The sequence below is a fragment of the Haloarchaeobius amylolyticus genome (genome assembly GCF_026616195.1).
GTDB lineage: Archaea > Halobacteriota > Halobacteria > Halobacteriales > Natrialbaceae > Haloarchaeobius > Haloarchaeobius amylolyticus.
This window is the reverse complement of record NZ_JANHDH010000002.1, coordinates 881,322-907,629: the sequence shown is the minus strand read 5'-3', so window position 1 is coordinate 907,629 and position 26,308 is coordinate 881,322. Positions and strand designations below refer to the sequence as shown.

31 protein-coding genes and 3 tRNA genes are annotated in these 26,308 nt (G+C 68.2%); 15 read left to right on the top strand and 19 right to left on the bottom strand.

What is annotated here, in order from left to right; translation table 11 throughout:
- The first annotated feature begins 133 nt into the window (after nt 1–133).
- The 4 genes from NOV86_RS17050 (at nt 134) to NOV86_RS17035 (ending at nt 3,990) form a co-directional block, all read left to right on the top strand.
- Nucleotides 134–2,557: a methyl-accepting chemotaxis protein gene (locus NOV86_RS17050; RefSeq protein WP_267642869.1), complete on the top strand. Its 2,424-nt coding sequence runs from the start codon at nt 134–136 to the stop codon at nt 2,555–2,557.
- A 48-nt stretch (nt 2,558–2,605) separates the two neighbouring features.
- Nucleotides 2,606–3,358 carry an HNH endonuclease gene (locus tag NOV86_RS17045; protein ID WP_267642867.1) on the top strand — a complete coding sequence of 251 codons (753 nt, stop codon included), beginning with the start codon at nt 2,606–2,608 and terminating at the stop codon, nt 3,356–3,358.
- Between the two features lie 40 nt (nt 3,359–3,398).
- Nucleotides 3,399–3,501: transfer RNA gene (locus NOV86_RS17040), tRNA-Gln, on the top strand.
- Nucleotides 3,502–3,801: 300 nt separating this feature from the next.
- A complete protein-coding gene (locus tag NOV86_RS17035; protein WP_267642866.1) occupies nt 3,802–3,990 on the top strand; it encodes a DUF5786 family protein in 189 nt (62 codons plus the stop codon).
- Between the two features lie 105 nt (nt 3,991–4,095).
- Here the strand turns inward: NOV86_RS17035 and NOV86_RS17030 are convergent, their stop codons facing one another.
- The gene (locus NOV86_RS17030; protein WP_267642865.1) at nt 4,096–5,055 is read right to left on the bottom strand and encodes a DUF3179 domain-containing protein; all 960 of its coding nucleotides are present in this window, start codon (nt 5,053–5,055) and stop codon (nt 4,096–4,098) included.
- A gap of 92 nt (nt 5,056–5,147) precedes the next feature.
- Entirely contained in the window at nt 5,148–5,876 is a 729-nt protein-coding gene (locus tag NOV86_RS17025; RefSeq protein ID WP_267642863.1) for an alanyl-tRNA editing protein, read from the bottom strand.
- A 116-nt stretch (nt 5,877–5,992) separates the two neighbouring features.
- On the opposite strand from NOV86_RS17025, the gene NOV86_RS17020 reads away from it, so the two are divergent.
- The gene (locus NOV86_RS17020) at nt 5,993–6,688 is read left to right on the top strand and encodes an HD domain-containing protein (protein WP_267642862.1); all 696 of its coding nucleotides are present in this window, start codon (nt 5,993–5,995) and stop codon (nt 6,686–6,688) included.
- A gap of 22 nt (nt 6,689–6,710) precedes the next feature.
- On the opposite strand, the gene NOV86_RS17015 is transcribed toward NOV86_RS17020, so the two are convergent.
- The 3 genes from NOV86_RS17015 to NOV86_RS17005 all read right to left on the bottom strand — a co-directional run bounded on the left by NOV86_RS17015 (nt 6,711) and on the right by NOV86_RS17005 (nt 8,937).
- Complete coding sequence (locus NOV86_RS17015; protein WP_267642861.1) at nt 6,711–7,400, bottom strand: LysE family translocator; 690 nt, start codon at nt 7,398–7,400, stop codon at nt 6,711–6,713.
- A 67-nt stretch (nt 7,401–7,467) separates the two neighbouring features.
- Entirely contained in the window at nt 7,468–8,208 is a 741-nt protein-coding gene (locus NOV86_RS17010) for a TMEM165/GDT1 family protein (RefSeq protein WP_267642860.1), read from the bottom strand.
- Between the two features lie 39 nt (nt 8,209–8,247).
- On the bottom strand, nt 8,248–8,937 hold the full coding sequence (locus NOV86_RS17005) for a metal-dependent transcriptional regulator (RefSeq protein ID WP_267642859.1): 690 nt from the start codon (nt 8,935–8,937) through the stop codon (nt 8,248–8,250).
- Nucleotides 8,938–9,128: 191 nt separating this feature from the next.
- On the opposite strand from NOV86_RS17005, the gene NOV86_RS17000 reads away from it, so the two are divergent.
- The gene (locus tag NOV86_RS17000; protein ID WP_267642857.1) at nt 9,129–9,272 is read left to right on the top strand and encodes a DUF7560 family zinc ribbon protein; all 144 of its coding nucleotides are present in this window, start codon (nt 9,129–9,131) and stop codon (nt 9,270–9,272) included.
- A gap of 19 nt (nt 9,273–9,291) precedes the next feature.
- Here the strand turns inward: NOV86_RS17000 and NOV86_RS16995 are convergent, their stop codons facing one another.
- Both NOV86_RS16995 and NOV86_RS16990 read right to left on the bottom strand, forming a co-directional pair.
- Nucleotides 9,292–9,741, bottom strand: a complete 450-nt coding sequence (locus tag NOV86_RS16995) for a pyridoxamine 5'-phosphate oxidase family protein (protein WP_267642856.1) — start codon at nt 9,739–9,741, stop codon at nt 9,292–9,294.
- Nucleotides 9,742–9,802: 61 nt separating this feature from the next.
- Nucleotides 9,803–10,459, bottom strand: coding sequence for a helix-turn-helix domain-containing protein (locus NOV86_RS16990; RefSeq protein ID WP_267642855.1), 657 nt, complete (start codon nt 10,457–10,459; stop codon nt 9,803–9,805).
- 157 nt (nt 10,460–10,616) lie between these two features.
- Between NOV86_RS16990 and NOV86_RS16985 the strand changes: the two genes are divergently transcribed.
- Complete coding sequence (locus NOV86_RS16985) at nt 10,617–10,979, top strand: ArsR/SmtB family transcription factor (RefSeq protein WP_267642853.1); 363 nt, start codon at nt 10,617–10,619, stop codon at nt 10,977–10,979.
- Nucleotides 10,980–11,004: 25 nt separating this feature from the next.
- On the opposite strand, the gene NOV86_RS16980 is transcribed toward NOV86_RS16985, so the two are convergent.
- Complete coding sequence (locus NOV86_RS16980) at nt 11,005–12,204, bottom strand: threonine synthase (RefSeq protein WP_267642852.1); 1,200 nt, start codon at nt 12,202–12,204, stop codon at nt 11,005–11,007.
- Between the two features lie 109 nt (nt 12,205–12,313).
- On the opposite strand from NOV86_RS16980, the gene NOV86_RS16975 reads away from it, so the two are divergent.
- A complete protein-coding gene (locus NOV86_RS16975) occupies nt 12,314–13,588 on the top strand; it encodes an NAD(P)/FAD-dependent oxidoreductase (RefSeq protein ID WP_267642851.1) in 1,275 nt (424 codons plus the stop codon).
- A 16-nt stretch (nt 13,589–13,604) separates the two neighbouring features.
- Here NOV86_RS16975 and NOV86_RS16970 read toward each other — a convergent pair whose 3' ends face one another.
- The 3 genes from NOV86_RS16970 to NOV86_RS16960 all read right to left on the bottom strand — a co-directional run bounded on the left by NOV86_RS16970 (nt 13,605) and on the right by NOV86_RS16960 (nt 15,989).
- Nucleotides 13,605–14,312, bottom strand: a complete 708-nt coding sequence (locus NOV86_RS16970; RefSeq protein ID WP_267642849.1) for a metallophosphoesterase — start codon at nt 14,310–14,312, stop codon at nt 13,605–13,607.
- Nucleotides 14,299–15,246, bottom strand: a complete 948-nt coding sequence (artA, locus tag NOV86_RS16965; RefSeq protein WP_267642848.1) for an archaeosortase A — start codon at nt 15,244–15,246, stop codon at nt 14,299–14,301. Before artA ends, NOV86_RS16970 begins: the two co-directional genes overlap by 14 nt.
- 110 nt (nt 15,247–15,356) lie before the next feature.
- Nucleotides 15,357–15,989, bottom strand: a complete 633-nt coding sequence (locus NOV86_RS16960) for a J domain-containing protein (RefSeq protein ID WP_267642846.1) — start codon at nt 15,987–15,989, stop codon at nt 15,357–15,359.
- Nucleotides 15,990–16,065: 76 nt separating this feature from the next.
- Between NOV86_RS16960 and NOV86_RS16955 the strand changes: the two genes are divergently transcribed.
- Together NOV86_RS16955 and NOV86_RS16950 are read left to right on the top strand one after the other, a co-directional pair.
- Nucleotides 16,066–17,007, top strand: coding sequence for an alpha/beta fold hydrolase (locus NOV86_RS16955; protein WP_267642845.1), 942 nt, complete (start codon nt 16,066–16,068; stop codon nt 17,005–17,007).
- Nucleotides 17,008–17,060: 53 nt separating this feature from the next.
- The gene (locus NOV86_RS16950) at nt 17,061–17,372 is read left to right on the top strand and encodes a hypothetical protein (RefSeq protein WP_267642844.1); all 312 of its coding nucleotides are present in this window, start codon (nt 17,061–17,063) and stop codon (nt 17,370–17,372) included.
- 54 nt (nt 17,373–17,426) lie between these two features.
- Here NOV86_RS16950 and NOV86_RS16945 read toward each other — a convergent pair whose 3' ends face one another.
- From NOV86_RS16945 to NOV86_RS16920, 6 genes are all read right to left on the bottom strand, one after another.
- Nucleotides 17,427–18,188: a proteasome assembly chaperone family protein gene (locus NOV86_RS16945; protein WP_267642843.1), complete on the bottom strand. Its 762-nt coding sequence runs from the start codon at nt 18,186–18,188 to the stop codon at nt 17,427–17,429.
- 5 nt (nt 18,189–18,193) lie between these two features.
- Nucleotides 18,194–18,376, bottom strand: a complete 183-nt coding sequence (locus NOV86_RS16940; RefSeq protein ID WP_267642841.1) for an RNA-protein complex protein Nop10 — start codon at nt 18,374–18,376, stop codon at nt 18,194–18,196.
- Complete coding sequence (locus NOV86_RS16935) at nt 18,373–19,173, bottom strand: translation initiation factor IF-2 subunit alpha (RefSeq protein ID WP_267642839.1); 801 nt, start codon at nt 19,171–19,173, stop codon at nt 18,373–18,375. The genes NOV86_RS16940 and NOV86_RS16935 overlap by 4 nt, the downstream gene beginning before the upstream one ends.
- Nucleotides 19,170–19,343, bottom strand: a complete 174-nt coding sequence (locus NOV86_RS16930) for a 30S ribosomal protein S27e (protein WP_267642838.1) — start codon at nt 19,341–19,343, stop codon at nt 19,170–19,172. The genes NOV86_RS16935 and NOV86_RS16930 overlap by 4 nt, the downstream gene beginning before the upstream one ends.
- 4 nt (nt 19,344–19,347) lie before the next feature.
- A complete protein-coding gene (locus NOV86_RS16925; protein ID WP_267642837.1) occupies nt 19,348–19,629 on the bottom strand; it encodes a 50S ribosomal protein L44e in 282 nt (93 codons plus the stop codon).
- An 80-nt stretch (nt 19,630–19,709) separates the two neighbouring features.
- On the bottom strand, nt 19,710–20,972 hold the full coding sequence (locus tag NOV86_RS16920) for a coiled-coil domain-containing protein (protein ID WP_267642835.1): 1,263 nt from the start codon (nt 20,970–20,972) through the stop codon (nt 19,710–19,712).
- Between the two features lie 147 nt (nt 20,973–21,119).
- On the opposite strand from NOV86_RS16920, the gene NOV86_RS16915 reads away from it, so the two are divergent.
- Nucleotides 21,120–21,389, top strand: coding sequence for an HAH_0734 family protein (locus NOV86_RS16915; RefSeq protein ID WP_267642834.1), 270 nt, complete (start codon nt 21,120–21,122; stop codon nt 21,387–21,389).
- A 1-nt stretch (nt 21,390) separates the two neighbouring features.
- Here the strand turns inward: NOV86_RS16915 and NOV86_RS16910 are convergent, their stop codons facing one another.
- A complete protein-coding gene (locus tag NOV86_RS16910) occupies nt 21,391–24,102 on the bottom strand; it encodes a DUF2298 domain-containing protein (RefSeq protein WP_267642833.1) in 2,712 nt (903 codons plus the stop codon).
- Nucleotides 24,103–24,199: 97 nt separating this feature from the next.
- Here NOV86_RS16910 and NOV86_RS16905 point away from each other — a divergent pair, with 97 nt between their 5' ends.
- The 3 genes from NOV86_RS16905 to NOV86_RS16895 all read left to right on the top strand — a co-directional run bounded on the left by NOV86_RS16905 (nt 24,200) and on the right by NOV86_RS16895 (nt 25,642).
- Nucleotides 24,200–24,982: a glycosyltransferase gene (locus NOV86_RS16905; protein ID WP_267642831.1), complete on the top strand. Its 783-nt coding sequence runs from the start codon at nt 24,200–24,202 to the stop codon at nt 24,980–24,982.
- A complete protein-coding gene (locus NOV86_RS16900; RefSeq protein ID WP_267642829.1) occupies nt 24,975–25,451 on the top strand; it encodes a GtrA family protein in 477 nt (158 codons plus the stop codon). Before NOV86_RS16905 ends, NOV86_RS16900 begins: the two co-directional genes overlap by 8 nt.
- Before the next feature lie 116 nt (nt 25,452–25,567).
- Nucleotides 25,568–25,642 (top strand) — tRNA-Met (locus NOV86_RS16895).
- A gap of 246 nt (nt 25,643–25,888) precedes the next feature.
- Here the strand turns inward: NOV86_RS16895 and NOV86_RS16890 are convergent.
- Nucleotides 25,889–26,092 (bottom strand): hypothetical protein, encoded by a 204-nt coding sequence (locus NOV86_RS16890; RefSeq protein WP_267642828.1) that lies wholly within the window; start codon nt 26,090–26,092, stop codon nt 25,889–25,891.
- A 122-nt stretch (nt 26,093–26,214) separates the two neighbouring features.
- Between NOV86_RS16890 and NOV86_RS16885 the strand changes: the two genes are divergently transcribed.
- A tRNA-Met gene (locus NOV86_RS16885) sits at nt 26,215–26,289 on the top strand.
- Nucleotides 26,290–26,308 lie beyond the last annotated feature (19 nt).

Genomic DNA, 26,308 nt, shown 5'->3' with positions numbered 1-26,308 from the left:
GCGGACAGGTCGTGAACCGGGGGGTCGTCGCGAGGCCGTCGCTACTGTCAGGAGCGACGACAGGTTCGATTCGCTAAAATCGTGATGAAGTATTACACTATATTTTTGTACTAACAGCTATATCGTCATCGGTATGCTTGGGATGTTGCGACGTGTCATTCCGCGGTTCGTCCGTCGGAACTACGCGCTGAAGTTCGCAATCGCGCTGGTGGTGCTCGGCGTCTCCGTGGGCGGCGTGGGCATCGCGGCCACCGACCAGATGAGCGAACAGATACAGGCCGACGCGAACGAAGAGTACGCGACGCTCGCAGAACAGGAAGCACGCGCCCTGTACGCGTGGAACCAGCAGCAACGACAGATCGTCGAGTCGGTCGCCCGCGGGACGCCGACAGACGAGTCGACCGCCAACGTCACCGACTACCTCGAGGTCGAGAAGGAGGGATTCACGGGCTCCGGCGCCGGTGACTCCGCGAACCTCCACTACGTCGACCGCGCGTCCGGCGAGGTCGTCGCGAGCACGAAGTTCGGCCTCGCGGGAACCCCCGTCTCCGAACTCAACGGCTCGTGGACCGAACGGCTCTCCGGCGGGAGCGAGACCGTCATGACCGGCGCCTACTCCAGCGAGAGCACCTACGGGTCGAACGTCCCCCGGTACGCCTTCGTCACGACGAAGGACCTGCCCGAGGACATGGCGCTGGTGTACGCCGTCCCGCTCCAGGAGTACGTCGGCAACCTGCAGGGGAGCGACGGGAGCGGCACGACCCTCGTCGTCGACCGCTCCGGGTCGGTCGTCTTCGAGGAGACCGGCTCGCACCTGCTCACGCCCTACGGCGAGGACACGGACGCGCTCCAGAACGGCCTCGCGCTCGACCCCGGCCAGAGCGATGCACTCACCGCCGGGCCACCGACCGGGAGCGTCCTGACCGACGGCACCGCCTCCGGCGTCGACGGGACCGAGTACGTGGTCGGCTACTCGCCGGTCGCCAAGACCGACTGGGTCGTGCTCGTCCACACGCCGACCGAGGAGGCCTACGGCTTCGTCGGCACCGTCTCCCGGTACGGGAAGTACGCGACCGTCTTCGGCGTCGTCCTCATCGGCCTCGTCGGCGCGGTCCTCGGCCGCAACACCGCGAAGTCCGTCGACCGCCTCCGCGCGAAGGCCGAACAGATGGAGAACGGTGACCTCGACGTCGACTTCGAGACCGGTCGCATCGACAACATCGGTCGCCTCTACGACGGGTTCGCCGAGATGCGAGACGCCCTGCGCGAGCAGATCGCCGAAGCCAACGCCGCCCGGGAGGCCGCCGAGACCGCCCAGGCCGAAGCCGAGCGCATGAACACCCACCTAGAGCGCAAGGCCGACGCGTACAGCGCCGTCATGGCGAGCTGTGCCGCCGGCGACCTCACCGCCCGGATGGACCCCGAGAGCCAGAACGAGGCGATGACCGACATCGCCGTCGCCTTCAACGAGATGGTCGCCGAGATCGAGTCGACCACCGCCGAGGTCAAGACCTTCGCCCAGGAGGTCGCGACCGCCTCCGAGGAGGTCACCGCCAGCGCCGAGGAGGTCCGCGGCGCCAGCGAACAGGTGACCGAGTCCATCCAGGAGATCTCAGACGGCGCCGAGCGCCAGAACGAGGAGTTCCAGGCGGTCTCCCACGAGATGGACTCGCTGTCGACGACCACCGAGGAGATCGCCGCCTCCTCCAACGAGGTCGCCGACCTCGCCGAGCGCACCGCCGAGACCGGCCGCGACGGCCGCGAGGCCGCCCAGGCCGCCATCTCCGGCATGCACGACATCGAGTCCCAGTCCGCCGAGGCCGTCGACGACATCGCCGCCCTCGCCGACGAGATGGACGAGATCGACGAGCTCGCCGAGTTCATCTCCAGCCTCGCCAAGGAGACGAACATGCTGGCCCTCAACGCCAACATCGAGGCCTCCCGCGGCGGCGAGGAGTCCGGTGACGGCTTCGCGGTCGTCGCCCAGCAGGTCAAGGAACTCGCCGCCGACACGAAGGAGGCCGCCGAGGACATCGAGGAGCGTCTCGACCGCATCCAGACCCAGACCAGCCGCACCGTCGACGGGGTCGAGGCCACCCGGAGCCGCATCGTCGAGACCACCGAGGCCGTCGACAACGCCGTCGCGGCCCTCGACGAGATCGCCGGCTACGCGACCGAGACCAACACCGGCATCCAGGAGATATCCGCCGCCACCGAACAGCAGGCCGCCTCCACCGAGGAGGTCGTCGGGATGGTCGACGAGGCCGCCACCATCTCCGAGGAGACCACCGCCGAGGCCGAGAACGTCGCTGCCGCCGCCGAGGAACAGACGACCGCCCTCACCGAGGTCAGTGGCAGCGCCAGTTCCCTCAGCGAACAGGCCTCCCGCCTGAGCGAGGCCCTCGACCGCTTCGACACCGACGTCCCCGACGCGACCCCACCCGAGGCCGAGTCCCTCGATTCGGGCGAAGAGTTCGTCTTCGCGGAACCCACCGGGGACGGTCAGGACGACTCCTCCGCCGACGAAGCCCGGCCTGACCCCTCGGACGACGACTGACCCCCTCGCCGTCTCACCCTTCTTATCCGATATCGCCCCAGGGCCGGCATGGACTGCCCCACCTGCGGGAGATCCCTCGCCACCGAGGCCGGTATGCGCCAGCACCACACCAAGGTCCACGGCGACCCCCTCCCGAACCGCGACTGTTCGGGCTGTGGCGAACGGTTCTACGACCCGAAATCACGCCGCGAGTTCTGTGACGACTGCAACCCGAATCTGGGCGCGCACAACGGGAACTGGCGAGACGCGAGGGAGGAAGCAGCGTGTGTCCTCTGTGGGACGACGTTCGAGTACTACCCCTCGGAGAAGGAGGGCGTGTACTGTAGCGAGTGTGTCGCGGAGGCACCGGGGCTGCTCCCGGAGAACCCGATGGACGACGTAGAGCCTACCGTCGTGTCCTGTGAACGCTGCGACGATTCGGTCCGGGTCCCCCCGTCACGTACCACCGGGAAGTCCTACGGCACCTTCTGCTCGGTAGCCTGCTACGGCGACTGGCTCTCCGAGAACGTCGCCGGGGAGGCACACCACCAGTGGGAAGGTGGGGCGCTCGTGTACGGGGCTGGCTGGTGGCGGGTCAGACAGCAGGCGCTCGAACGCGACGAGTACACCTGCCAGCGATGCGGGACCGATGCCGACGACCTCGGACAGAATCCGGACGTTCACCACATCGACCCGGTCCGTTCGTTCGACGACCCGACCGATGCTCATTCGCTCGAGAACGTGGTCACGCTCTGTCGGCCCTGCCATCGACGCGTCGAAGACGGTGTGGTAGCCGTCCCCGGTCCGTCCGACGAAAAGTAATCTTATTGTACGCTGATTTCCAACTCACGAGCGCAGTCGCAGTCCCGTGGTGTAGTGGCCAATCATAATGGCCTTTGGAAGCGTCTGGATATTCCCATCGCTGAAGCGAGCCATTGACGGCGGTTCGAATCCGCCCGGGACTATAATAACAAATTTTACACTTATTCCCACCTCCCCGCTCCGTCAAGTGGGGACGCTACCTAGTCTCTGACGCTAACCACTCGGAAGTCTACTCTTCGCTGTTCTGGCACCTCACCGTCCCTGTTCGCGAAACTGGGCCCGATACTGTCCATCGTCGGGAGACTCCGCCTGTGGCGCTCTGGTCGGCCGCGAATCGGGGGCACCACCGTGATGACGGGACCCCGTCTCGTGGCACGAATTCGCACGCCAGCGAAGTCGATAACGGTCCTTTTTCATGGCTGCTTCCCGTCTCTTCGAATCCAATGGGATTCGGCAGCTACGACGAGTCCGAGCAACAGGACCAGGACAACGACATCGACGAGGACGACGCGGTCACCGTCCACGAGCACGACCACGACGGGTCGGTCGAGTTCGAGCCGAACATGTCGAACGAGGAGCTGGTGGACCAGCTCCAGCACATGAAGGGCGACGGCGACGACGACGACGACTGACTGGCCACCCGTTCCCCGGACGACGAGTGCCGGGCGGGTCGTGATTCCGGGGACGCGCTGATTCCGGTGCCATCTCTGTTCTCGACCGCGAGACGACGGTAGGGGCTACTGCTGGGGTTGGTAGAAACTGTCCGGGCCGTGGTCGTCCTGCCAGGCGAACGCAAAGAGCCGCCGGGCTGGCAGTCTGTCGAGGCTTCTGCCGTCGTCGCTCTCGCCGGTCGCGCCGTCCCAGGTCGTCCCGTCGGCGGCGAACGCGCCGTCGTCGGCCGGCTCGAAGGCGTAGCCGGGGTCCGCGAAGGCGTGGATTCCCTCGGGTGTGACGAAGACGACCGCGTCGGTCTCGCCGACGGTCGCCTGTGCCACACCGCCCGACTCCTCGATACGGTGGAGGGGGAACCCGAGGGCGTCGTCACCGTCCTCGACGCCGAGGACGACCGTCTTCGGGTCGATGTCGTCGTCGCGGTCCCACTCCCGGCCGCCGGTCCCGCGGTGGGCGCCGAGGCCGAAGCCGTCCATCTCGAAGTAGTGGTCGTATGGGTCGGCGTCGTACTCCGGTTCCGCGGCCTCGCCGCCCTTCTGCCCGGCCTCGGTCTCCCCGCCGGGACGCGCCAGCACCTCGCCGTCGGGGTGGGACTCCCGGAAGCGACGCACGGGGACCATCGCCGCCGGGAGGACCGTGAGGTCGGTGCCCTCGTACTCGCCGGCGATGGCGGTGCCGAGGCTCTGCTTCCACTCCGATTCGGTCTCGCGGTCGTACATCACGAGGTCGTCGTCCGCGAGCTTGCCGGAGACGCCGAAGGTCAGCCGCTGGCCGTCGACGACCCGGTCGTACACCACGGCGCTGCCACAGAGCGGGCACCAGGTGACGGCGATGGGGTCGCCGTCGCGGTCCGTGTTGACGATCTCGTGGTAGTGCAGGTACCGGATTGGGTACGCCCGGGGCGTGTCGCCGTCGACGACCACGACCTCGTCGTCGGGGTCACCGTCGTACTCGCTGGCGGGGCGGAACTCCGGGTCGTCGACGCTCGGGATGGCGTCGGGCGGGAGGACCTGTCTGACGTTCATACGGGGAGGGTGCGCAGGCAGGTTGCAAAAGCACACCGGGCGCGTGCGGGCGGGGCGTCAGTGCGGTCGCTGGCGCGGCCAGTCGGCCAGCCTCAGTCCGAGAGTTCGAAGTAGATACGCTCTTCCTCGCTCCCGCGCGTCTCGCGCCCGGTCACGGTGACGGTCCCGATGTCGCCGGTGGTCGGGACGTGGGTGCCGGCACAGGCCGTCCGGTCGAAGGGCTCGTCCGCCGGGGTCTCGCCGGCGATCTCCACGATGCGCAACTCGGTGATGGAGTCGGGCAGCAGGTCGATGCGGGTCCGCTGGGTGTCCAGACGCTCTTCGGCCACCTCGCGGTCGAGTTCGTACCACGTGACCTCGCGGTCGTCGTCGACCAGTTCGTTCAGCCGTGTCTCGATGTCCGCGAGGTCGGCCTCGTCGAAGCGGTCGTAGGCGCAGTCGAGTCGCGCCCGGTCGGCGTACACCTGGTTGCCTGTCGTCGCGGCGTCGAACTCCTCGAGCAGGAGCGCCGAGAGGAGGTGCTGGGCCGTGTGGTAGCGCATGTGGGCGAACCGGCGGTCCCAGTCGAGTTCGCCGGTGACGGTCGTGCCTGCTTCCGGCGGGGTGTCGGCCACGGTGTGGTAGATGGTGTCCTTCTTCTGGACGTCCGTGACCGCCCAGGTCTCGCCGTCGGCGGCGAGCGTGCCGGTGTCGTGTGGCTGGCCGCCACCTGTCGGGTAGAACGCGGTCCGGTCGAGGACGACCCGGTCGTCGAGGGTGCGCTCGACCGTCGCCTCGAACTGTCGGATAGACGAATCGTCGAGATGGAGCGGTTCCGTCATCGTGCGGTCCGAAGCACCCGAGAGACTTAATCTACGGTGTCGTAACGCCTAAGAGTCGAACAGACCTTTGTACGGGTAACAATGACTACGGAACGCTTTTCGCGGGGTGATTCTCTATGGGTGTCGAGATAAAGGAATCCCGCGTCACCGACCAGGAGTTCGAGGCGATGAAAGAGTTCGTCTACGACTACCTCCTCGCCAGCGTCGAGAACGAGGACGAGGGCGGCCGGATGCGCTGGTACCCGTGGCACTCTGCTGAATACCGCCACAACCACATCCTGAACGTCGTCGACCTCGCGACCAAGATCGCCCGCCGGGAGGGCGCGGACGTCGACGTGACCCGCGTCGCTGCCCTGTTTCACGACATCGCCAAACTCGACGCCGACCAGGACGTCCACGCCGAGGAGGGTGCCCGGGTCGCCCGGACCTACCTCGAATCCCAGGGCGAGTTCCCGGCGTCGTTCATCGACCAGGTGTGTCGCTCCGTCGAGCAGCATTCCTACCAGGGCGACCTCTCGGACCTGCCACTGGAGACGCAGTGTCTCATCGAGGCCGACATCCTCGACAAGGTCGGCGCCAACGGAACCGCGCTGATGCTCCTCCGGATGGGCTACGAGGCCCGGACGCACATGGACGCCGCCGAGATGGTCGAGCGCGTGCTCGAACGCGGCAAGGACGCCGCCAAGCGCATCGAGTCGGACGCCGCCGAGAGCATCGCCCACCAGCGCCTCAAGCGGGTGAAGTGGTTCCGCGAGTGGCTGGAGGAGGAGGTCTCGGAGATGGAGCGCGACGAGCACGACTTCGACATCTGAGGGCGGTTCCTTCTCGCCCGGGTCACAGCAGTGCGACCAGCGTCCCGCTCGCGTCGGCGAGGAAGTAGAGACCGAAGCCGGCCAGGACGAGAGCGCTGCCGCCGGCCACCACGGGGGCGAAGCGGTCGACCCGGCGCCCGATGGAGACGAGCGTCGCCGGGAACCCGGCGACCCAGACGAGGATGCCGAGGAAGAAGCCGACGATGAGCGTCGGGCTCCCCGCCTGCACGACCAGGGCCCCCGCCAGCTCCTGGCCGACGTAGGGGACGTTCGCGAACACGTCGATGGCCTCGTCGTCGAGCATGTGGACGCCGACGGTGAGCCAGAAGACGATTTGGTACGGGTTCGTGAGCGCGAGCACGAACGCCTTCTGGAAGCCCTTCTGGTCGTCGGCGGTGTCCGTCTCGACGAACGCGCTCGCGGAGCGAGCGTCCTCGAAGGCGCCGTAGGCGAAGTAGAGCATGAGGACGCCGCCGGCCGCGACCATCAGGCCCCGCAGCAGCGCCGACCGGTCGACGACCGCGACGACGCCGAGGTACGCCAGGACGAAGAAACAGGCGTCGGCCGTGAACGCGCCGAGGCCCGCGCGGACGCCGGCGACCCAGCCACGCACGACGCTCTCTTCGGCGATGATGGCGTTCATCGGTCCCGGCGGGGACGCGAGGGCGAACCCGAACACGAGGCCGATGAGCCCGGTCGTGAGGAGGGACATGCGGTTCCATCCGTCAGGCCGACACAAAAACACACCGTCTGCGGCGTCCCCTGCAGCCTTCGTGCGGTCACACCAGTGCCAGGACGGCGTCGAGGACCGCCGTGAGCTGGCTCGCGACCATCTCGACCAGCGTCTCCCAGACGGAGAAGCCGGTCACGACGCTCTGGAGCGTGTCGATGCCGAAGAACGCGAACAGCCCGGCCGAGAACAGGTGGGCCAGGCGCGCGTCGAAGGCGTTCGAGAACCGGTAGAACAGCAGGGCGTTGGCGATGCTGACCGGGATGATGGCGAGCATCTCGCCGACCCAGATGGCCGAGGTGGCGCCGTACTCGATGGCCAGCCCGATGGTGACGAGCTGGGTCTTGTCGCCGAACTCGCCGACGGCCATCATCCCGAAGATGGGGAGCCAGCCGCCGAAGTACTGGGGCACCTCGTGGCCGAAGACGTCGAACGTCTCGTCATCGTCCATGCCGGCGAAGCCGCCGTCGGTCTCGACGCTCTCGGGGTCCGCCGGCGACCCGGCGGCCTCGTCGCTGGCCGGCATCGACCGGTAGAGCAACACGGCGAACAGGCAGAACAGCAGGCCGCTGATGACGGTCAACACGACCGGCGGGAGCGCCTGCTTCACCGCGTTCCCGAACGCGATCTCCAGGGCTGTCCAGCCCGCGAAGGCGGTCCCGGCCGCCGAGACGACGACGGCGGGGTGATAGCGCGTCGAGAGCCCGGCGATGATGAACTGGACCTTCTCACCCGGCAGGACGGCGAGCTGTGCGACGAACGCGATGGCGACGATCTCGAGGTATTCCATCTGTATCGATGACTCTGGTGGGCCTCTCCGTGTCGGTGCTCAGGCGCCGCCGGTGGCGCGTTCCGGCTCCTGCCCGACCGGTTTGACCCGGATAGAACTCGCGACGGCGTCGGGCAGGCTCTGCTCGTGGCCCTCGACCGCGACGGTCACCATACCGAAGGGCGCCACGTCGACGACCTCGACGACGGTCCCCGGCACGATGCCGGCCTCCTTGAGGTACCGCAGTTCCTCCTCGTCGCGGTCGCTGACGCGGGCGATCTCGACTCGGGCCCCCTCCTCGTGTTCCGAGAGTGCGGTCAGGGTCCCCTCCTCGGGCGGCGAGAGGTCGGCGCCGGGGATGGGGTCGCCGTGGGGGTCGACGGACGGGTTGCCGAGCACCTCGGCGACCCGGCGCTCGAACTCCTCGGAGATGTGGTGTTCGAGCACGTCCGCCTCCTCGTGGACCTCGGACCAGTCGTAGTCGAGGTGCTCGGTGAGGTAGGCCTCGAGCAGGCGGTGGTGCCGGAGGACCTCGAGGGCGACGGTCTCGCCCTCCTCGGTGAGTTCGACGCCCTTGTACTTCTCGCGGTCGACGAGCCCACGGTCGTCGAGCTTCTCGATCATGCTCGTGACCGTCGGCGACGTCACGCCGAGGTACTCCGCGATCTGCGAGGTCGTGACGGGCGTCCCCTCGTGTTCCTGGAGGTGATAGATGGCCTTCAGGTAGTCCTCCATGACGTCGCTGAGCATTCCTACCCGGGATTAGAAGCGTCTAAACCTAAAGTTCTGCGGTAGGCTACTGGTAGGAAGCCACCATCGAGAGCGCGAGAAACGAGGTTCACGGGGCTCTCCTCGTCGTTTTCGCCGGGTGGCCGGAGCGTTCCTATACCCTCGATATGATGGGTACCTTTTATTGGGGGCCGGTCGCCAACGTACAGGTAATGAGTAGCACCGGCAACTACCGGTTCGAGTGTCCGGAGTGCGCCGAGAACATCGAGGTCAACGAGTCCATGAAGGAGGCCATCCAGGCCAGCGGCTGCATCATCTGTGGGACCTCGGTCTCCGACCAGGAGTTCGACCAGTAAGCCGCCGAGCCGTCGCTCTTTAGCCCTCGACCGTTCGCGTCCGCTTCCCGGTGAGCCGTATCGACTCCAACCGATTGATGTGGAACTCCAGTTCCTCCTTCGATTCGTCCCAGATGTCGAACTCCGGCGTCCGGGACTCGCCCAGCTGCTCGACGACCTCTGGCGTCAGGTCCGCACGGGGGATCTCGACGAGGTCACCCGTGGCGATGACGCTCTCCGAGCGCTCGCCGTCCTCGTCGTAGACGACCAGCCGTGCCGGACACGGCTCGTCGAGGTAGTCGGTCTTGGTGCTGCCCTCGCGGAACCCGAGCCTGAGATAGAACTCGCACGCCTCGGCGTCGTAGCCGTACGAGACAGGAAATGAGTACGGGACGTCATCGTCAGCGACGGAGAGGACGCCCGTTCCCTCGGGCCCGAGGAAGGCGTCCATCTCGTCGCGCGTCATATCGACGGTACGTTTGTCTGCCATCGCTCTCGTCGCTAACTCGGGGAGACGACTACGTAAATGTGCGGGACTGCGGCGCCTGCGGTCAGTTCGCCAGGATGGTGCCGAGGAGCTTCGACTGTGCGGCCGAGAGGTGTTCCGACAGCGTCGACCGGGAGATCCCGAGTTCGTCGGCGACCTCGCCGCCGTTGGCTCGTTTCGGGTGCTCGAAGTAGCCCATCTCGTGGGCCGTCTCCAGCACCTCCTGCTGGCGCGCCGTCAACTCGCCGCGGTCGACGAAGATCAGGTTCTCGTCCGAGGCGTCCCCCTCCGACCGGAGCAGTCGCTGGACGTCGAGGCTCGGGTAGGTCCCGCGCAGGTCGCCGACGACGTCCTGTAGCGTCTCCATGTCCGGCGCGTGGAACGTGACGAACAGTGATTCCTCGCGTGCGTGCACGTCGACGACCGGACAGTCGAAGCGCTCGATGCACTCGCACGGACAGAACCGTCCGAGCTCGCGCTGGAACCGGTACGCACTCTTGGATCCGTACGCGAACACCTCGGTCACCTCGTCCGTGAGGGCCACGTCGTCGAGTGTCGCCTCGTCGTCGAGCATGAACTCCTCGGTGACCCCCCCACCGTCGACCGGGTTCACCGACTTCGAGACCGAGTAACTGGCGCTGCCAGTCGCCTCGGTCGCACCCGCGACGGGGCACCCATCGGGTGACTCGATTCGGACCTCCGCACGGATGCCTTCACCCATGCATTCCCTCTGGGTGGGGGCCCTCTTAATGTCTATGTCCCACTGATTCGGGTCGCGGGTCGGATTCCAGCTATCCGAGGGTACTTAAACCACCCCTCATATCGTGGGTAGCTATCCGTACCCCTCCAGCAGGTATACACTGGTAGAGAGACACCCCATGTCCGTCGAGACTTCCACGTTCGAAGATGCCCGTGCCGCCGGTAGCGCAGACCCGATGAACGTCGACGCCGACTCGCTCCTGTCGGCGCTCAACGACGCCGACTGCCGCGCCATCCTCAAGGCGGTTCGCGAGGAGCCGCTGTCGGCCAGCGAACTGTCGGAGTCGTGTGACCTGCCGCTCTCGACGACGTACCGCAAGCTCGAACTCATGACCGACGGGGCCATCCTCCGTGAGCAGACGCGCATCCGGGCCGACGGTGCCCACGCCAAGGAGTACGAACCCCGGTTCGAGAACCTCACCCTCTCGGTCGGCTTCGACGACGAGGACGGGGTCGCGGTCGAGCCGGCTGCTGCGGACTGATTCTGCAGAGAAGGGGTTCGTCGCCTCAGATGCCCTTGCCCATCAGGTGCGAGCGCAGCACGTCGTCGTCCTTGTTCCCGGTGCCCGTGTTCATCAGGACGATGGTGTCGTCCTCGCCGAACTCGCCGCGCCGGGAGAGTTCCCAGGCGCCCGAGGCCGCGGCGGCACACGTCGCGCCCATCTCGAGGCCCTCGTTCTGGGCGACCGTGATGGCCGAGTCGAGGATGTCCGGGTCGCTCGTGGCGACCGCCCCACCGTCGGACTCGCGGATGGCCTCCAGGATCCACGGGCTCGCGCCCGGGTTCGGGATCTCGATGCCGCCACAGATGGTGTCCGGGTGCTCCCACGGCTCGTGTTCGTCCCGGCCGTCCTCGTAGGCGGTGACGATGGGCGCACAGCCCTCGGCCTGGGCGGCGTAGAAGCCGGGCACCTCGTCGGTCAGCTCGAGGTCGTGGAACTCCGTCGCGGCCTTGTACATCCCGACGAGGCCGACGCCGCCGCCGGTCGGGTAGACCACCGCGTCCGGCACGTCCCAGTCGAGTTGCTCGACGAGTTCGTAGTACATCGTCTTCTTGCCCTCGTGGCGGTAGGGCGTCTCGAACGTCTGCAGGGAGTACCAGTGGTCGTTCTCCTCGTCGTCCATGGCGGCCTCGAAGGCCTCACCGGCGTCGGAGATGCGCCCGCCGACGACCGTCATGTCGCCGCCGTGGACGTTCACCATCGCCTTGTTCGTGAAGCCGGCGCGGGCCGGGAGGAAGACGTGCGAGTCCATGTCCGCCCGGGCCGCGTAGGCCGAGGCGGCCTGCCCGGCGTTCCCCGCGGAGGCGAGTGCCACGTCGGTCGCCCCGTGCTGGGCGGCCGCGGTGACCGCGACCGTCTGGCCGCGGTCCTTGAACGTCCCCGTGGGGTTGCGGCCCTCGTCCTTGATGTAGACCATGCCGACGCCGAGTTCGTCCGCGAGGTCAGGACACTCGACGAGCGGGGTCGCGCCCTCGTCCATCGAGACGGCCGCCGAGCGCGGGAACGGGAGCAGTTCCTCGTAGCGCCACAGCGAGTCGAACCGGCGGGAGTCGAGGTCGTCCCGCCAGAGTTCGAGCGAGTCGTAGTCGTAGGCCGGGTCGAGGATGCCGCCGCAGTCGGGGCACCGGTGGGTGGCGGTCTCGGCGTCGAAGCGCTCGCCACACGACACACAGTCCAGCCCGACGAAGGCGTCGGTCGTCTCCATACGCCCGGCTTGGGGGGCGGGTGACTAATCGCTGTCCATCGCCCGCCGACGGCGAGCCAAAATACTGAGTCCCCGGGGGTTTTGACCCCCCACCCCCCTAGGAACGCGTATGGAAGACGACGACGAGGTTATCGTGGTCGGTGGGGGCCTCGCCGGACTGGTGGCGGCCCGTCACCTGGCCGACGCCGGCGCGTCAGTTCGGCTGTTCGAGCGAGCCGACTCGGTGGGTGGCCGGGTCCGGTCCACGCACGAGGAGGGGTTCATCTACGACCGGGGGTTCCAGGTCATGTTCACCGCCTACCCGGCGGCTCGCCGGGAACTCGACTACGACGCCCTCGACCTCCGGGCGTTCACCGCCGGGGCCTGCATCTGCCGGCCCGGCCACCGCTCCATCCTCTCGGACCCGTTCCGCGACCCCGGGTCGCTCACCGAGTCCATCTTCAACCGCGACGTGACGGTCACGGACAAGGTCAACACCCTGCGACTCAAGCGCGAGCTGACGAACCGTCCGACCGAGGCCCTCTTCCAGGGCCCGGACATGTCCATCCGGGAGTACCTGCAGTCCCGCGGGTTCTCCCGGAAGTACCTCGACAACTTCGCCGCCCCCTTCTACGGCGGCATCACGCTCGACCGCTCGCTATCGACCTCGAAGCGGGTCTTCGAGTACACGTTCAAGATGCTCTCGGCCGGCAAGACCGCCGTCCCGGCCAGCGGGATGGGCGAGATAACGGCCCAGCTGGCCGAGCACGCGACGGCGGCCGGCGCGACCGTCCAGACGGGACAGCAGGTCGAGACCGTCCAGCACGACGGGGAGGGCGCGACCGTCGACCTCGGCGGCGAGACCGTCTCGGCCGACGCCGTCGTCGTCGCCACCGACCCCGCCGAGGCCCGGTCGCTCACCGGCGTCGAGGCCATCCCGACCGACGCCCACAGCTGCGTCACGCAGTGGTACGCCATCGAGGATACCGGTGACCTCGACGCCGGCAAGCGCCTGATGCTCAACGCCGAACCCGAGGGACCGAACCAGCTGGTCGACCACACCATCGTCGCTCCGGAGTACGCGCCCGACGGCACCCGGCTCCTGAGTGGGACCTTCCTCGGCGAGCGCGAGGAGTCCGACGAGGAACTCGCCCGCATCGCCCACGAGACGCTGGCCTCGTGGTACCCCGAGCGCCAGTTCGGCGGCTTCGAGTTGCGCCACACCGACCGCATCCCGTTCGCGCAGTTCCAGCAGCCACCGGGCTTCTCCGAGACGCTGCCGGACGTGCGCGACCCTGCCGGGCCCGTCTACCTCGCTGGCGACTACACCCGCTGGTCGTCGATCCAGGGTGCCATGGAGAGCGGGACTGACGCGGCCGACGCGGTCCGGGCGGACCTCGGCTGATTCCTCGAATACCGTTCTACAGCAGTCGCCTGAACTCGCCCAGCGGCGGGAACCGCAGGGTCTCGTCGCCCGACTCGTCGCGGACGATGGGGTGGAACCGGTCCGGGTCCGTGACCAGTGGCGTCTGGAAGTCCGAGCCGCGCATCCGGTTGACCGTCATCCCCGCGGCGAGGGTGGTGAAGGCGGGGAGGACGAGCACGTCGCTCCCCCGGTAGGCGCCCGGCCCGTACAGGAAGCAGGGGTGGGTCCGCCCCTCGATGTCGATGGTCGGGTGGTCGTGGCCGACGACGTACCGGTCCGCACCCGGCTGAGGTTCCTCGTGGCCGTGACACACCACGGTCCCGTCGTCGAGTTCGACGGCGTCCGCGACCGGCAGGTCGGCGACCCGCTCCGCGACGCGTTCGAGTTGCGTGTCGTGGTTCCCAGACACCAGCCGGAGGTCGGCCTGTGCCGTCACGCGGTCGGCGAGGTCGGCGAGCGCCTCGCGTGCCGGGACCGGGACCGTGGTGAACGAGTGGAGCACGTCGCCGGCGAAGACGACCGTCGCGGGGTCGAACCGGTCGAGCAGGCCACCGAGCCGGTCGGCCATCCCGGCGCCCTCGTTCAGGGGGAACTCGACGCTGGAGGCGTGAGCCTTGCCGAGGTGGAGGTCCGCGAGGACGAGGGCGTCGGCGGCGGGGAGGTACGCCGCCCGGTCGGCGAACGAGCAGTCAGTCGCCGCCATCGACCTGCCCGCCGTCGGCGCGGACCGGGTCGTTCAGGTCGAGGGCGTCGGCGAGGTCGTACTCCTCGCCGGTCGCGACGAACAGCACCTCCTCCAGCACGCCGAGGAGTTCCGGCAGGACGTGGACGACGGCCCACGTGATGCCGACGAGAGCGAACACCGAGAGCGTCTGGGAGAGCACGCTGTGGGCGAACCAGAACGAGGTGTGGTTCTCGGGGACGCCGGCCGTCGTCGCCAGCCAGAGGATGGGCCCCTGGGTGAACCAGCCCTTCCCGGCGGCGATGGCGACGAACACGTTCCGGACGAAGTTGAGCACCCAGATGACGCCGATGGCCAGCGCGAAGGACTGGAGCTTGCGCCGGAGCGGTGCCTCGACCGCGACGATGAGGCCCGCGAAGATGGCCATCGAACCGATGCCGGTGCAGGCGTAGACGATGTACGTCGAGAACTCCGAGAAGACGAACATGTTGAGGTAGCCGTACTCCGGCCCGGTGGTGAACTCGGGGTTGTAACCCAGGAGCTGGATACCCCACAGCGTCTCCCGCGCGACCTCCTCGATGAGGGCGCGCCGGACGAACGGGATGGCCTGCGTCGGGTGGTAGATGAGGCCCATGACGCCGACGGCCTTCGAGAGGGTCACGAGCCGTTCGCGGCCCTGGAGGAGCAGGTAGCCGGTGTAGATCGACGCGGGGACCGCGAACAGCGCGAGACCGCCCTCGACGAAACTGCGCACCTCGAACGCGAAGTGGGGGAAGACGGCGAGCCAGAACACGCCGAAGAGGACCCACGTCCCGGCGAGCCAGTACGTGGCGACCCGACGGTCGAACCGGTCTGCGACCGCACCGACGAGGAACGCCGCGATGACGACCCACGCGAGCAGGTCCGGCGTGGACATCCCGAACACGGTCGGGAGTGCGGCGAGATGGGGGAACATGTCCGGGAGAACGGAGAGAACGCATAAAATCTTGTTGCCATCCTGTCGCGCAGTTACCGGTGCGTTACCGTCGCTACGGTCGTTTCTCGGCAGTCTTCACCGGTTCGTCGTCAATCGGCGGCGTGCTCTTTGGCCGTCGTGTACGCCTCGCGGACGCGCCTGAACGACTCCTCGCTCCCGCCGTGGTCCGGGTGGACCTCCATGACCTGCTCGCGGTAGGCCGACCGGACCTCGTCGCTCGACGCCGACGGTGGCAGGCCCAGCGCCCGGAACGCCTGCTCGATGACGTCGTCCTCGTCCGCCTCGACCTCCCAGTCGAGTTCGGGTACCTCGAAGGGGAGGCGCGCGCCGAGGTGGTGGCCGTGCATCTCGTGCTCGCAGAGCACGGCGTAGGTGTCGGTCTGCTGGATGCGGAAGAAGGCGTGGGCGTCGAAGGTCACGGCCACGTCCCGCGACGGCAGGTAGAAGGCGACGGTGTCGCCGGCGACGGGGTGGTCCTCGGCGTACTGCTCGCCGATGGCGTCGAGGTACCAGCGGATCTCCTGGCGGCGACGCGTCTCGCTCGAGACGCGCCGGCCGGCCTCGCGCGCGGTCTCGGCTGGCTCGGGGAAGAGGTACTCGCCCGCGACGAACATCGTCGCCGAGAGCACCGCGAACAGCGCCCCGAGCGACAGGCCGGCGAGCAACCACGACGGGAGCGTCGTCACCCAGCCGAACCCGGCGTCTACCACTGGCAGTGCCACGGGCCAGAGTATGTCGTGGTCGGTAAAGAGTTCGTTGGAGCAAGCGACTTCTTCACCGGCGACCTATCAGCTAGATATGGATTCAGCCGCCCCCGACGCCGCCACGACCGCCGACGAACCGACCACCACGACCGAACACGGCACCGCGTCGACCGACCGGGCCACCGGAACAGCCACCGAGACGCGTCCCCGGTCGCGGTACCTCGACCTCGCACACGTCCGCCTGCACTACCTCGCGGCCGGCGAGGAGACCGACCCGCCCGTCGTCCTCCTCCACGGCGGCGGCCTCGACGAGGCGCGCCTCTCGTGGCGTCACCTCCTGCCCGCCCTCGCCGACGAGCACCACGTCCTCGCCCCCGACTGGCCGGGCTACGGGTCGAGCGGCCCCGCCAGCCGGCAGCCGTCGCTCCGGTACTACGCCGACGTGCTCGCCGAGTTCTGCGACGAACTCGGGCTGGAGCGCGTCTCGCTGGTCGGCATCTCGATGGGGGGCGGCATCGCCCTCCAGTTCGCGACCGACCACACCGACCGCGTCGAGAGACTGGTCCTCGTCGACAGCTACGGCCTCGGGACGAGCGTCCCGGGTGGCCGGCTCGCCTACTGGTTCACCCGCGCCGAGCGGCTGAACCGGGCCCTCTGGTGGCTCTTCAGCCACAGCGACCGTCTGGGCCGGCGCTCCATCCGGAGCATGGTCGTCGAGGGCGACGACGACCTCGAGGCCGACGCCCTGGCCGCCCTCCAGCGCCCCGACGTGGGCGAGGCCTGGCACGCCTTCCAGCGCCACGAGGTGACGCCGACCGGGCTGCGGACCGCCTTCCTCGACCGACTCCCCGACCTCGACGTGCCGACGCTGGTCGTCCACGGCGAGCGCGACCCCCTCGTGCCGGTCGACTGGGCCATCCGCGCCCACGCCATGCTCCCCGATGCGGAGCTGTTCGTCCTCCCCGGCTGTGGCCACATGCCGCCCCGGGAGCGACCCGAGTCGTTCGCGGACCGGGTCCGGGCCTTCCTCGGGTAACCGAGTCCCCGGTTACTCCCGCCGTTATCGTCGTCGCGACCGTACCCTCACTGATGACGCTCGCCGAACAGCTCTACTCGCTCCTGCTGGTGGCCTGGCTCGCGTTCGCCCTGTACGGCCTGTTCGCCTACCAGCGGGGCAGCTGGGCCTGGACCGACATCCGCGTCGGCCTCGTTGGCACCGTCCTCTGGACCGCCTTCGCCGCGACCGAACTGGTCGACGGGCTGTTGCTCCAGGCGGTCCTCGTCTCGGCAGGGCTGGCGCTGCTGGCGCTGTACATCCGGAACAGCCGGGAGGCCGCGACCGCGGCCCCACCGGCGCTCGAGGCGGCACCCGAGGGCGAGTCGGACCCCGCCGCCGACTGAGTAACAAAGTGACTGGGCCGTCGCTGTGTGCGCGGTTCGCGAGCCGGGCCGACGCTACCCGATGTAGCGCAGGTCGTCGTCGCTCGGCACGCTCGCCTGCTGTTGTTGCTCCATCTCCTGTATCTTCCCGATGACCTCCTCCATCTCGTCGGCGCGCTCCTCCAGCGAGGCGTAGTCGAGGTCCATCTCGAAGCGCTCCTCGAGGATCTCGAGGACCGCCTGCGCGCTCTTGGGGTCGACGAGGTAGCCCGAGGTCTCGCCCATCAGGCAGGCTGCATCGAGGTCGCGGCGGCGGCCCAGCCCGAGGACGAGCCCGGAGACGCCGACGATGCCGCCGGCGGGTTCGTCCTCGCGGAACTCGACGCCGAGGTCCTCGAGGTCGCCCTTCAGCGACTCGTCCGTCGCGGCGCCGAGCACCGCGTACTCCTCGATGAGTTCGCCGGTCGGGACGCCGCCGAGGGCGTACGCCGACTCGCAGCCGAACTCCTCGGCGAGGTCAAGGACGGCCGAGGCGAGCCGGTAGTGGCCGTCGTTGCTCTGGGCCTGGTGGTCGCCGGTCAGGACGAGCAGGTCGCGCCCGTCCGTCTCGACCGCGTGGAACTCCAGGTGGGTGAGTTCGGCGATGCCCTCCTCGTCGACGTCGACCTGCGGCGGCAGGTCGTGCGAGTAGACGCGGCGGACGAGTTCGCCGTCGTGCTGGTCGAGGATGTGCTCGGCCGCGAGCTTGCCGACGTGGCCGACGCCGGGCAGTCCCTCGACGAACACCGGGTCCGAAAGCTCCGCTTCAGCGACGTGCTCGATGTCGAGTGGCTCCATACGGCCTACTCGCGGGCGGCGCGCTTAAGAGCGCGTCGGTACTCGCCGTATGGGTCCGCGGGGTCGAACGGGGCCGGCGCGCTGTTGACGGCGTCGGCTCCGCAGTCGGGACAGGTGTCAGAAAGCGTGTACACCGGGCGTTCGTGGCTGTCGCGCCACGCCGCACACACCCGGATGTCCGATTTCATTCGTCGTCGGACCGTCGCTCGCGGTGGTACTCGCCCGTGCCGCCGCGACTCTCGATCTCCGCTCTGGCGCGTGCTGCGGCCTCCTCGAGTTCGGATTCGGCCGTCTTGTAGTTCGGCGCCTTGACCTTGATGCGGTACTCCGGCGAGCCGACGTAGGTCACGTCGAGTTCGACCTCGTCGGGGACCTCGCCGTTGCCCTCGGCGGCCTGCAGGGCCTCCTTCACGTCGTCGACCCCGTCCGGGTTCGGACAGCGCAGGTCGATGTAGCCGGTGACGTTGACGTAGGGCACGGAGACGTTCTCGCGGGCCGTCTCGACGACCTTCTCGATCTCCTCGTCGGTCAGGTCGGCGTCCGCCAGCGCGTTCGGGCCGTGGATGGCCGCCTGCTCGAAGCCCTCGTAGAGGCTGCCGTACTCGCTCAGGAGTTCGTTCGCGACGGAGGCGTACTGCTCGTCGCTCACGTCCTCGCCGAACGCCAGCAGCATCCAGTTGTCGGCCTTCTGCTCGTTCTTCCACTCCTGGATCTTGTCGGAGCGCTGGTGGTTGTTGACGTCCTTGATGGAGAGGTCGATCTGCTGGGACCCCTCGTCGACGTCGAGTACCTTGCAGACGACGGTCTGGCCCTCGCGGACGTGGTCGCGGACGTTCTTGATCCATCCGCTGGCGACCTCGCTGATGTGGACGAGGCCACGCTTGTCCTCGTACTCCTCGAGGTCGACGAAGACGCCGAAGTCCTCTATCTCGTCGACCTTGCCGACGACGAGTTCACCGGAGTCGGGCCAGCCGCTGTACTTCATCGTGCTTCGACCGTCTCGATGACGTCGTGCGGGATGTCGGCCTTGCCGCCCGTGGGCGTGGCCAGCGTCGTGCCACAGACCGCACAGTTGACGTCGGTCGAGGCCTTCCCGAACACGACCTGTTCGTTCTCACAATCGCTGCACTTGACCTTGTAGAAGCTTCCTGCCATGGTTCTACTCCTGGAACTCCAGTCGACCGGTGCGCCATCCCTCGCGGAGGTGCGCCTTGCCGCACTCGCCGCAGCGGTACTTCAGGTCCGTCTTCTTGGTGGGCTTGTCGCCACCGGGGACCTTCGAGAAGCGACCGGCGTTACCGATGGTCTTCTTCCCCTCGCGCTGCTTGCGCTGGTCCCGCTTCATACCGGTGGTGCGACCGGTACGGACCTTCTCGACCTCGTGTTCGTGGTGCTCGTTACAATGTGGGCAGTACGTGTTGAAGCGTCGTGGCATCTGCATAGATATCGGCCTTACGGTCGATTTGGCCACGGTCCTTTAAAACGCATTTGGTTCGGGCCGGTCGGAGCCGTGGATGGGTCTCACTCGGCCGACCCGGCCGCGTCGCCGTCGGGTGACTCGCCGTCGGTATCGTCCGTCTGGCCGGCCGACGCCGACGCCCGGCCCTGGAACGCCTCGCCGAGCTGTGCGCGCCAGGCCTTCGTCTCTTCGAGCCCCGCCGCGAGGTCGTCGAGGCGCTCGTCCAGGGCGTCGATCTCCTCGGCGAGCGCGGTGGCCGTCTCCTCGACGTCGTCGTCCACGGCGTCGAGGCGTCCCTGCACCCGTTCGAGGTCGCCGGCGACGCCCACCAGCTGGTCCTCCATCGAACCCAGCCGGTCGTCGACCGTACTCAGCCGCCCGTCGACGGTCTGAAGCCGCTCCTCGACGGCGTCCAGCCGGCTCGTGACGGTCGCGAACTGGTCCTCCAGTGCGTCGAAGCGCGCCGCCACGTCGGCGTGGCCGCCGCTGGCGTGGTCGAGTTCTCCCTCCACGTCGTCGACCCTGTCCGCCGTGTCGTCGAGTCGCTCTTCCGCGTCGCGGACGCGGCCCGCCGTCCGGTCCAGCCGGTCCGCGGTCTCGGCCAGTTCGTCCGAGGCCGCCGCGAGGTCGTCGCGCACCCGGCTGATGTCCGCCTTGAGTTCGACCACCACGTCGCTGGCGGTCCCGTGCTCGTCGATGAGCGCCTCCAGTCCGTCCGCGTACGCGGCGAAGTCCTCGAGTCGGGACTGCAGGTGGCGAAACCGGACCTCGTCGCTCCGCGCGATGGCCGGCGCGATGTGGTCCCGGAGCGTCTCGAGCTGCTCGGCGTCGACCGCGCCCGACTCCAGAGCGGTCACGAGCGCGTCGACGACGGCCTCCTCGTCGGCATCTGTCGGGCGAACCGGACCGGGCCGCGAGGCCGCCGCCTCGGCCGCAGCGTCGTGCGACCCCGTCGGTTCGACCGGGTCGACCATGTCGATGACCGGCGGTTCGAACACGGACTCGACCGACCGCGGGTCCGCGGTGGTGACGACGTAGCTCGTCGTCACGCTCTCGCCCCCCTGGACGATGTCGACGAGGGCGACCCGCCTGCCGCCCTCCTCCAGTAGCCAGTCGCCGTGGCCCGCCCCGTCGAGGTTCAGGGACTCCAGCGGGAACCCCGGCCCGAGCGACTCGACCAGCCGGACCGCGGCCGCCCCCTCGCGCGTCGACGTGACGCGGTATCGCACCGTCATCGTCTCGTCCCCCGGTTCGATGCCCTTCTCGACCTCGATCCCGTCCTGTACAGCCGTCGTGGTGTTGCTCAGCCCATCTGTGTGCGTCATTCCCAACCCCGTGGTTGGCGTCGATTCGACGCGGACCCACTTTAATTTCACTACGGTTGGAACGTCAACATGTCTGCCGGGAACCGCCCGAGGGCCCGCATCGGCGGCTTCGATACGCTTAATTGGACGGTGTGCAAACGCCCGAGCATGAAGCGCCTCATCATCCACGGGGACCCCGGCATCCGGAAGGACGCCATCATCAGCTACGACGGTGGGGAGGAGGTCCGTTGTTTCTCCATCAGCCGCAACGGCGAATGGCACGGCCCGGACGAGGTCCAGCTGTGGTGCATCGTCGGCGACGAATCCGAGAGACAGGACTTCGACGAGCAGAACTACATCCCGCACCACCTCGAGGTCGACCGCGTCGACGCCGAGACGGTCGACGTCATCAAGGCGAAGGGCAAGCTCTCCGTCTGAATCAGCGACGCAGCCGCGATTCTTCTGCGCCGACCGCCAGCGACGACCGGTTCAGTGCCGACTGTTGCTGTGCCGATTGCTTCTGTGCCGACCTGTCCAGCGCCGACTGGTCGACCGCGTAGATGCGCACGTCGTCGAACGTCTGCACGAGCGTGAGTCCCTGCGCCTCTGACAGCCCCGACACGTCGTAGTGCTGGCGCTCGTGCGGGCCGACGTAGACGTACTGGGCGTCGTACTTCGCCAGCACCGCAGCGCGGGTGATGGTCTCACCCTGGTACTCGACCTGCCCCTCGTACACCGCCTCGACCTCGGCCATCCGGAGCTGCCACCCCGCCTCGGTGTGGTAGTTCGAGGCGTGGCCCCAGCCCGCGATGGTCGGGAGCCCGGTCAGGCTCGACACGCCACTCACGAGCGGCGTCGCGGGCGAGTTGATGCTGTAGATGTGGACCGTGGTCGGGCGCTCGACGACGACCGGCCGACCCTCCTTCTCGTCCAGCCACTCGATGGCGGCGTACTGGTCCGGGTAGTTCTCCTGGGTCCACTGCTTGGCGTCGAGCGTGTTCGCGTCGTGGCGGTCGAAGTGCGAGGCGAGCGCGAGCCCCCCGTAGAGACTCGTCGAGACCACGAGGACGACGGCGAAGAGGACCGCGCCGGCCCGGAGGAGCCGTGCCTTGTCCGAACCCCGTCGTGCCGCGAGGCGGTCGCCGATGCTCCACTCGGGCCACTGCCGGGCGACCACGTCGGTCAGCATGACGCCGACCGCGGTCCCCCACAGGATCCACACCTGCATGTAGAACTTGAACACGGTGTTGAACCGGCCGCTCCCGGCGCGCTCGGAGACGTAGACGAACTCGACCATCGTGACCAGCCCGATGGCCGCGACGACGAGCACCGTCTCGTAGCCGAGGTCGCGGTCGAGCCGGAGCAGTATCCAGCCCAGCACCAGTGCCGGGGTGACCGCGGCGAGCACCACGGCGTCGAGCAGCCACGCGATGCCGGCGAAGACCGCGAAGCCGACCGCGGTGAGTGCGACCATCCGGGTCTCCTCGTCGAGGTCGGCGACGACCGCCCCGACCGCGACGAACAGGGTCGCCCCGTAGACGCCGAGTCGCATGGCGGCGTCGCCCGCGGCGAAGGCGAGGACGACCGCGAGCCCGAACAGGACGCCACCCGGCAGCAGGTCGCCGTCGCGGAGTTGCGTGAGGGCGGCGACGCCGACGAGGGCGACGGCCACCGTCGGCACCGGGACCCAGCCGACGAGGGCGTTGGCGACCGCCGCCAGCGCGAGCAGGGCGACCGGCGCGCCGAAGCCGAGGTCCAGCGACCGGCCCGGCCTGATGCGCGGCGCGAGGTACGAGACCGTCACGAGCAGGAACGCGCCGTGGACGAGCAACAGGCCGGCGAGCCCACTGCGCTCGGGGAACAGCGCGAGCGACTGGCCGCTCGTCGCGCCGGTGAAGAACGGGAGCGCGAACAGGAAGCCGCCGACCCCGACCGCGATGCCGACGGTCCCCGCGGCCAGCAGCCGGGTCGCCTCGGCCGCGACGGACGACCCCTCGACGGCCGCCTCGACCCGGTCCCAGACGCGGGCCGGGTAGACGCTCGCCGGGTGCGGGGCGGCGAAGATGACCGCGAGCGTCGTGACGCCCGCGACCGAGGGATAGCTCCAGGTGTTCACGATGGCGAGCCAGCCCGCGAGGACGGGCGCGCACACGAAGAGGTACACGCGTCGGCGCCAGACCTGCGCCGCCGGCGTGAGCCAGTAGGCGAAGGCGACGGCGGCCGCGAGCATGAGCAGGTGCGTACTCGTCATGTGCGCGTGGAGGTCGCCGTTGAGGAACGAGAACAGCGGGAACTCGTTGATGGTGTTCGGGATGACCCGCGAGGCCGGCCAGTAGTTGAAACTGTCCGGACCCGAGGCGAGGCTGAACTTGCTCCAGGTCGCACCCAGCGCCTCGATGCCCTCCATCCCGGGCCGGTCCGGGTTCGTGTCGACGGGGGTCTTCATGCTCTCGGGGAGCAGCCAGACCACGAGCCGGGCGAGGGGGGTGAGGTTGCTCGCGAAGCCGACGAAGAACAGGGCCAGTGTCCCGGCCGCGAGCCGGGGCAGGTCGCGCTCGGCCGCGACGTTCCACGCCAGCCCGAAGGCCGCCGTGACGAGCGCACCGTAGAACGTCGCGAGCGCGAGGTTGTACGCGTACCGTGCCGCGATACCGGTCAGGGTCGCCAGCTGGGCGCTGACGAGGTGCCCGCCGTAGTAGTACTGGACGCGGTCGCCCGCGTACCAGAAGTCCTCCGGCGGGAGTTCGGTCGACCGGACGAGCGTCTTCAGCAGGCCGAAGTCGAGGTACTTCTCGCCGCCGCCGGCGACCACCGCCGGCTGGGCGTTCCGGACGAGCACGACGAGGCCGAAGCCGACCGTGAAGACGGCGAGGCCGGTCGCGACCCGGCGCCAGTCGGGCTCGAACCCGCGCGAGAGCGCGACCGCCGAGCCGCCGCCGAGGACGACCAGGGTCGCGACGACGCCGGGCCAGCCGAACGCCACCTGCCCGACCCAGTAGCTCGTGACCCCGAGCACCGCGAGCGCGACCGGGAGGGCGAGAGTTCCGCCGCGGTCCGAGAGTGGCGAGAGGAGGAGCGCGGAGAACGGGGCGGCGACGACTGTCAGGCCCGCCATCGCCGCGAGCCAGAGGACGACCAGCCCAATTTCCATACCGGTGAGTCGCGGGTGCGCCGGCTAAGGACTTTTCCCTTCGGTCGCTGTGGCGAAGCGAACCCTTTTACTCCCCCCGGCGACCCTTCACGAAGTAATGCAACGGTCAGTCGGAGTCGTCGTCCCCGCCTACGACCCCGTTGTCGACAGACTCGTCGACTACCTCCATGCCCTCCAGGACCGACTGGACCCCGACGCCCTCCTCGTCGAACTCGACTCGCCCGACGACGCGACGCTCGCCGCCCTCGAGGACGCCCCCTGCACCGTCCACGCGGTCGACGCGCGACGTGGCAAGGGCGCGGCCATCACCTGCGGCTTCGAGCACCTCGATACCGACGTGCTCGCGTTCGCCGACGCCGACGGGGCCACGCCCGCCGCCTCCATCGTGGACGTGGTCGACCCGGTGGTGGCCGAGCGCGCCGCCCTCGCGGTCGGCTCGCGACGCCACCCCGACGCGGACGTCCGGTCCCACCAGACGGTCGCCCGTCGCTACCTCGGCGACGGGTTCGCCTTCCTCGCCCGCACCCTCCTCGACGTCGACCTCTACGACTTCCAGTGCGGTGCGAAGGCCATCGACCGCGAGGCCTGGCAGCAGGTCCGCGGCCACCTCTACGAGGCCGGCTTCGCGTGGGACCTCGAACTCGTCGCGATGACGAACGCCCGCGGCTTCCGCATCGCGGAGGTCCCGGTCACCTGGGAGGACCAGCCAGAATCGACGGTCTCGCCGGTCGGGACGACCATCGAACTCGCGGTCTCGCTCGTGAAGTCGCGCCACCGCGCGAAACGGCTCACGGGGAACCCCATCCACTCGTTCATCTCGAACCGTCGCTCGAACACCCACCCGCTGGTGGAGCGCCTCGCCACGGAGTCCGATGAGTGACGACGCCGACCTCCGGGACACCGTCGACGACCACGTCGACTCGCTGACCTCGGGCGTCCGCTTCGGCAAGTTCGCCTCCGTCGGCGTCATCGGGGCCATGTTCGACGTGACGACCGCGACCGTCCTCAACGAGTTGAACGTCTTCCCCGAACTCGCCGTCTTCATCGGCATCGAGGTCGCCGTCGTCGTCATGTTCCTGCTCAACGACAACTGGACGTTCGCCGAGCAGGGTGCGGCCGGGGTGGTCCCGACCCTGAAGCGACTCGCGCGCTCGAACGTCGTCCGGGCCGGCGGTATCCTCGTCCAGCTCGGTACCTTCTGGGTCGTCTTCCGGGTCGTCGCACTGGACGTCGACCTCCTCGGGCTCGACCTCTGGTTCGTCTTCGCGAAGGTCACCGGCATCGGCGTCGGGATGCTCGTGAACTACGTCGCCGAGAGCCTGTTCACCTGGCGGGTTCAGCACGACTGAACCGGCCGTATTTTTCGGTGTCGAACGCCCGGAAATCACCGCAGAGCGGCAGGGAGAAACTCACACACGGCGCTGTAATCACAACCCTTAACTAGTGCACCGGGCTACGTGTTGGTAGCGGGATGGGATAGCCAGGAGATTCCGGCGGGCTCATAACCCGCAGATCGGTAGTTCAAATCTACCTCCCGCTACTTTTCAGAATTCAAACGGTGAGCGAGACGTACGTCGAGCGAACCCTGCATTCTGAAAGTAGAACTGTGGTAGTTTGAACCAGCGAGCGCCGCTACGTGGCGCGAGCGAGGTTCAAATCTACCTCCTTTCCTTCCATCGAGCTGCAACAGAGGAGTGCGGCGACTGCCGAGCAGGCATTCTGTTCAGCTGGAGAGGTTCAGTTCTCACACCAATTTTTCCCGATGCTGACCAGTCCACAGAGCCGGTCACTCCTCGCCCAGCATCGACACGGCGTACGCGATGAAGACGAGGGCGATGGCGAAGTCGACGCCTGCCGGCAAGGTCCAGTCCACGACACCGCTCCAGAGGGCGAGGCCGTGGGCGATCAGGGCGAGACTCAGCCCGAGTATCACGGCGACGCGCAGCCAGCCGGCGACCGCCCGGACCGTACTCGTGACGCTGGCTTGCATACTCGAGATTGGTCTCTCGAGAGACATAAATCCGGGTGTCGGGCCAGTCCCTCACGAATGTCGCTGATGGAACGGACTTCGAACTCATAACCCTTATCAGTGGGACGGCGGTACGAAGAGGTAGCGGGATGGGATAGCCAGGAGATTCCGGCGGGCTCATAACCCGCAGATCGGTAGTTCAAATCTACCTCCCGCTACTTCTACGACGAACAACGA